This is a genomic window from Komagataeibacter melomenusus, from assembly GCF_013155395.1.
GTDB classification, from domain to species: domain Bacteria; phylum Pseudomonadota; class Alphaproteobacteria; order Acetobacterales; family Acetobacteraceae; genus Komagataeibacter; species Komagataeibacter melomenusus.
Genome location: NZ_JABJWC010000089.1, coordinates 1 through 4,606, shown reverse-complemented (window position 1 = coordinate 4,606; position 4,606 = coordinate 1). Strand labels below are relative to the sequence as shown.

Below are 4,606 nucleotides of genomic sequence, written 5' to 3'. Positions count from 1 at the left end.
CCGTAAAGCAAGCCCCCCACCGATGGCCCCGTCACCGCCGCCGCCTGGAACAGCGAGGAGGACACCGCCGCGGCACGGGGAAAGACATGGGCTGGCACCAGCGCGGGCAGGAAGGTCTGCTGGCAGGGCATCTCGAACGCACGCGCCGCGCCGAACACCATCACCATGGCATAGATCATCCACGGCGTGGTCCATCCGCCAAACGCGGCGATGGCCATGAGCAGCGCCGAGAGCGCCTCGATGGCCTGGCATGTCACCACGATCACACGCCGGTTGAAATGGTCAGCCGCATGGCCCGCAGGCAGCAAAAGCCCCGCCATGGGCAGGAACTGCGCCAGCCCCACCAGCGCCAGCGCCGTGGTGCTGTGGGTGAGCGCATAGATCTGCCACCCCACGGCCACGGCCTGCACGCAGGCCGAAAAGGAGGACGCCGTGCGGGCGGCAAGGAACGCCAGAAGCCCCGGATGGCGGTGCAGCGGCAGGGGGGATGCGGCAGGCGTGGGGCCTTGCGCGCCGGGTGGAGCGGAAACAGGAGGCATGATGGCTGTATCCTAACAGCAGCACTCGTGGATATCCTACGCTTTCCCCATCAAAAAAACGCATCCTCCCGTTTGCAAATCCGCCCCAACACGGGCAAAAGCGGTTGCATGACACACCCTGTAGAGCATGCCACCGTGCCCGGCACACAAGGGGAAGCCCGTGAGTGGCTCGATATCCGGGCCGGCACGGTCGTGGAGGCACGGCCCCTGCGCGACATGCGGCCGCACACCTTCTGGCTCACGATTGATTTCGGCCCCCATATCGGGGTGCGGTCATCGGTGGTGCAGGTCAATCACCGCTATGTCCCGGCCCGGCTGGTGGGCCGCCAGATCTGCGCGGTCATCAACGTGCCGCCCCGGCAGATCGGTCCCTTCCGCAGTGAAGTGCTGACACTGGGCATGCCCGACAGTAATGGAGAAGCCATCCTGATCCGCCCGGATGGCCGTGTTCCCGATGGAGGAAAACTTTTCTGATGGCCAAGAGCTACGCAACCGTAACATGGGACCAGCTGCACCGCGATGCCCGCCAGCTAGCCAGCACGCTGATGCACCGTGGCCCGTTCAAGGGCATTGTGGCCATCACGCGCGGGGGCATGATCCCTGCCGCGATCATCGCCCGTGAACTCGACTGCCGCCTGATCGAGACCATCTCCGTCGTCACCTACGACGAGGAGAAGATGGGCGAGGCCAACGTGATCAAGAAAGCCGAGGCCGCCGGTGATGGCGAGGGCTTCGTGATCATTGATGACCTGGTGGATTCGGGCGTGACCGCCCAGCTCGTGCGCAAGCTGCTGCCCAAGGCGGTATTTGCCTGCCTGTACGCCAAGCCCGCCGGCCGCCCCGTTACCGACCTGTTCGTGGTCGAGGTGCCGCAGGATACGTGGGTGCTCTTTCCGTGGGATACGGCGCCGCTGTTCATTCCGCCGCTGGCCAGCAAATCTGTCGAGAAAGCCTGACCCCTTCCCCCGCCCTGGTCCATTACACGACGTGTTGTTCACCGCGCCTGCCTGTCCCGCTTGCCCGGGGCGGGTCGGGTGCGGTATTTTTTTGCAAGAATGTGCTTGCCAGAACAGCCGTTGCCCCATAGTTTCCCGCTCGTGGTCACGGGGCGTGGCGCAGCCTGGTAGCGCGCGTGTTTTGGGTACACGAGGCCCCCGGTTCGAGTCCGGGCGCCCCGACCATATCCTGGGAGTGACAATGCTCATGCGAGCCCGGATTTACAGGCAGTCAAAACCCGCCGGCCAGTCTGGCCAGGCCATGACCCATACATGGGTGCTGGATTACGGGCAGAACCGCCCCCGCCATATCGATTCCCTCATGGGCTGGACCGGCAGCACCGACACGCCATCGCAACTGCAACTGCAATTTCCTGACCAGGACAGCGCCATCGCCTATGCTACCACGCAGGGCATTGCGTATGATATCGAGATCCCCGCCCCGCGCCATCGCAGGCCCAAAGCCTATGCCGATAATTTCCGCTATGACCGGATACAGAACTGGACGCATTAGAAGCGATCTGGCACAAGGGCAGGCTCGCGCCCTTAGCTCAGTTGGATAGAGCAACAGCCTTCTAAGCTGTGGGTCGCTGGTTCGAATCCAGCAGGGCGCGCCAGATTTCAATGACTTAGCGGCTTAAAAGTTTGCACGGTTTGCAGTGCACTATGGGTCATACGCCCTATTTTGCAGAGCCGTGACCCAATATCTTTTCCAGGATTTCTGAAAAAAGCTTCATCAGAAACTTTCTTATATGACAGCCTGCCTTCCATACGCCGCAAGCGCAGGCAAATAAAAAAAGGCCCGGGCATAACCCCGGGCCTTTCTCCTATTGCGCCAGGATCAGTTGGATCCGCCCTGGTCACCACGGCCTTCGCCACCGTGGCCGCCCCAGCCGCCATGCTCGCCGCCGCGCTCGCCACCACGGCCTTCGCCGCCACCGTGACCGCCCCAGCCGCCATTCTGGCCGCCCTGCTCGCCACCGCGGCCTTCGCCGCCACCATGGCCGCCCCAGCCGCCATTCTGGCCGCCGCGCTCGCCACCGCGGCCTTCGCCGCCACCATGGCCGCCCCAGCCGCCATTCTGGCCGCCCTGCTCGCCACCACGGCCTTCGCCGCCGCCGTGACCGCCCCAGCCGCCACGATGCTCGCCACTTTCATTGTGGTTCGAACCATCGAACTGGGCGTGAGCCGCAACCGGCAGGGCAGCACCAAGAGCAAGGGCCAGTACAAATGCGCGTTTCATGATCGTTCCTTTATATCGACATATCGACCCTCAAGAGATTGGACCGTGCCATGATAAATAAAAGGGAAGATCGTGTAACAAAGAGAATCACAGTCCTCTTTGCTTAAATTCAAAATTATTCAGGAATAGCAAATGCATCAGGAATGATTGTTTATATCATCCTTTACACTCTCGTTATATATATCACCTATTCATTTTTATAGAATAAAATGACATGATGGATCGGCTACACAGGGCGTATATTCTGATGCCCTTAGCATGTGCTGACTTTAGCCATGCAGGATAGGATCAAGACAGCCCCGACCGTCAGGATGGATGGTCGATCGTGATCGGGGCTGCCATCACCAGAAAACGCATGTTTCCGGCGACACACCCTTTATGCGGAAAATATTCCTAAAAAAATGATAACCAGCCTTCTATCCCGCCCTCAAATCGAAAAAATGCCGAGTTGGGCAGCGCGCTAATTTTTTAAAACGGACATTCTTATACGCATGGGCGGCTGCCTGCACAGGGTTGCCGAACGTCCCTTCACCATTAATGCAGGCGAAACGTAACCGGCAGCAGGACATGCGTGCCCTCCAGCGGGCGACCCTGCGGGGTGCACTGCACCTTGCGCGCAGCGGCAAGGGCCGTGCTGTCCAGGTCATCATAGCCGGTGCCGGATTTCAGGCTGACCTGTACCACCTGCCCCTCGCTCCCCAGCACGACATCAACCAGCGCATTGCCTTCCTCATGCATGTGACGGGCCATGGCGGGGTAACGCCAGGCGGGGGGCGTGCAATGGGGCGCGGTTGGCACAGCCGCCGCAGCCTGTGCTGCGCCAGGCACGGCCGGGCCATTCTGCGTTGCCGCAGGGGCAGACCCAACCGGTGCGGCAACACGGGCCTGGGCCGAGGGCTGAGCAGACGGTGACCGGGATTGCGCAACAGGGCGCACGGCAGGTGTTACGGCCGGCCGGGCGGTAACAGGCGGCGTGGCCACGGCTTTTGGCTGTGGCTGTGGCTGTGGCTGTGGCTGTGGCTGTGGCTGTGGCTGTGGCTGTGGCTGTGGCTGTGGCTGTGGCTGTGGCTGTGGCGTAGCCTCCTGGGGGGGCGGTGCAACCCCGGGCTGGTCAAAAAAGACCTGAATGCTGTTTTTTTCTGCTGGGGCCGCGGGCACGGGCGCGCGGGCGGGCAGCAGCCACACGGCAATCAGGCCGTGGCCCAGCACGGCAGCCATGATGGCCCAGCCCGCAAGCAGCCGCCCGCGCCGCCAGCCGGCGGGGCCGGTTGACGTGACAAGAATCCGGCCTGCCGTTCTGTCCTGCTGCTGCACGCTTCCATCCATTGGGGCACGGACGCGGGCTGCCTTGTCATTTGACAAAAAGCCCCCGACCTCCGAGAACACTGTCCTGTTACCGCCTTTATCTTACAACCGCAAAGAACCTGTCCATCATGGGCCAAGCCCGCCACCCCTTCATGCATGACATGCCTGTGATCCGCTGGGTCATGGTGCTGTGCGCGTGCCTGGGGCTATGGGGCCAGTTGCTGGTTGAAAGCCGCAGCCTGCCCGGCGAACTGCCGCGCGGCACCATCATGCGGCTGACGGGAATCGATATCGCTCCCGTCGCAACGCGGTCAGAACGCCACGCAGCGCCGCCGCATCACCACATGGCGATGGCGAACGCACCCCATGAGCATGGCGACACGGCCCCCCATGGCCACGACCATGCCGAAGGCTGCCCGCTCTGCCCGCTCCTGCACCTGCCTGCCCTTGCGCTGGTGGTTCTGCCCTTCCTGCCCCTGCCGCCCATGGCATGGGCCGCCCACCGGCACGAACCCCGCCAGCCC

7 protein-coding genes and 2 tRNA genes are annotated in these 4,606 nt (G+C 62.7%); 6 read left to right on the top strand and 3 right to left on the bottom strand.

Annotation, left to right across the window (positions count from 1 at the left end):
- On the bottom strand, nt 1-539 hold a 539-nt coding region (locus HNW77_RS17000), incomplete at its 3' end, for an MFS transporter (RefSeq protein ID WP_172159270.1).
- A 108-nt stretch (nt 540-647) separates the two neighbouring features.
- On the opposite strand from HNW77_RS17000, the gene HNW77_RS16995 reads away from it, so the two are divergent.
- From HNW77_RS16995 to HNW77_RS16975, 5 genes are all read left to right on the top strand, one after another.
- The gene (locus HNW77_RS16995) at nt 648-1,013 is read left to right on the top strand and encodes a tRNA-binding protein (protein WP_172159268.1); all 366 of its coding nucleotides are present in this window, start codon (nt 648-650) and stop codon (nt 1,011-1,013) included.
- A complete protein-coding gene (gpt, locus tag HNW77_RS16990) occupies nt 1,013-1,495 on the top strand; it encodes a xanthine phosphoribosyltransferase (protein WP_172159266.1) in 483 nt (160 codons plus the stop codon). The genes HNW77_RS16995 and gpt overlap by 1 nt, the downstream gene beginning before the upstream one ends.
- A 148-nt stretch (nt 1,496-1,643) precedes the next feature.
- Nucleotides 1,644-1,720: transfer RNA gene (locus tag HNW77_RS16985), tRNA-Pro, on the top strand.
- A gap of 76 nt (nt 1,721-1,796) precedes the next feature.
- Nucleotides 1,797-2,048 (top strand): NADH dehydrogenase ubiquinone Fe-S protein 4, encoded by a 252-nt coding sequence (locus tag HNW77_RS16980; protein WP_241694542.1) that lies wholly within the window; start codon nt 1,797-1,799, stop codon nt 2,046-2,048.
- A gap of 26 nt (nt 2,049-2,074) precedes the next feature.
- Nucleotides 2,075-2,151 (top strand) — tRNA-Arg (locus tag HNW77_RS16975).
- Between the two features lie 224 nt (nt 2,152-2,375).
- Here the strand turns inward: HNW77_RS16975 and HNW77_RS16970 are convergent.
- Both HNW77_RS16970 and HNW77_RS16965 read right to left on the bottom strand, forming a co-directional pair.
- On the bottom strand, nt 2,376-2,777 hold the full coding sequence (locus tag HNW77_RS16970; protein ID WP_172159262.1) for a hypothetical protein: 402 nt from the start codon (nt 2,775-2,777) through the stop codon (nt 2,376-2,378).
- A 534-nt stretch (nt 2,778-3,311) separates the two neighbouring features.
- Complete coding sequence (locus HNW77_RS16965) at nt 3,312-4,091, bottom strand: energy transducer TonB (protein ID WP_338033804.1); 780 nt, start codon at nt 4,089-4,091, stop codon at nt 3,312-3,314.
- Between the two features lie 119 nt (nt 4,092-4,210).
- On the opposite strand from HNW77_RS16965, the gene HNW77_RS16960 reads away from it, so the two are divergent.
- On the top strand, nt 4,211-4,606 hold a 396-nt coding region (locus HNW77_RS16960; RefSeq protein ID WP_172159260.1), incomplete at its 3' end, for a DUF2946 family protein.

Excerpts from the sequence above, each read along its gene's own strand:
- HNW77_RS16980 (WP_241694542.1), top strand. The coding sequence starts at position 1,797 with ATGACCCATACATGGGTGCTGGATTACGGGCAGAACCGCCCCCGCCAT.
- HNW77_RS16970 (WP_172159262.1), bottom strand. The coding sequence starts at position 2,777 with ATGAAACGCGCATTTGTACTGGCCCTTGCTCTTGGTGCTGCCCTGCCG.
- HNW77_RS16995 (WP_172159268.1), top strand. The coding sequence starts at position 648 with ATGACACACCCTGTAGAGCATGCCACCGTGCCCGGCACACAAGGGGAA.
- gpt (WP_172159266.1), top strand. The coding sequence starts at position 1,013 with ATGGCCAAGAGCTACGCAACCGTAACATGGGACCAGCTGCACCGCGAT.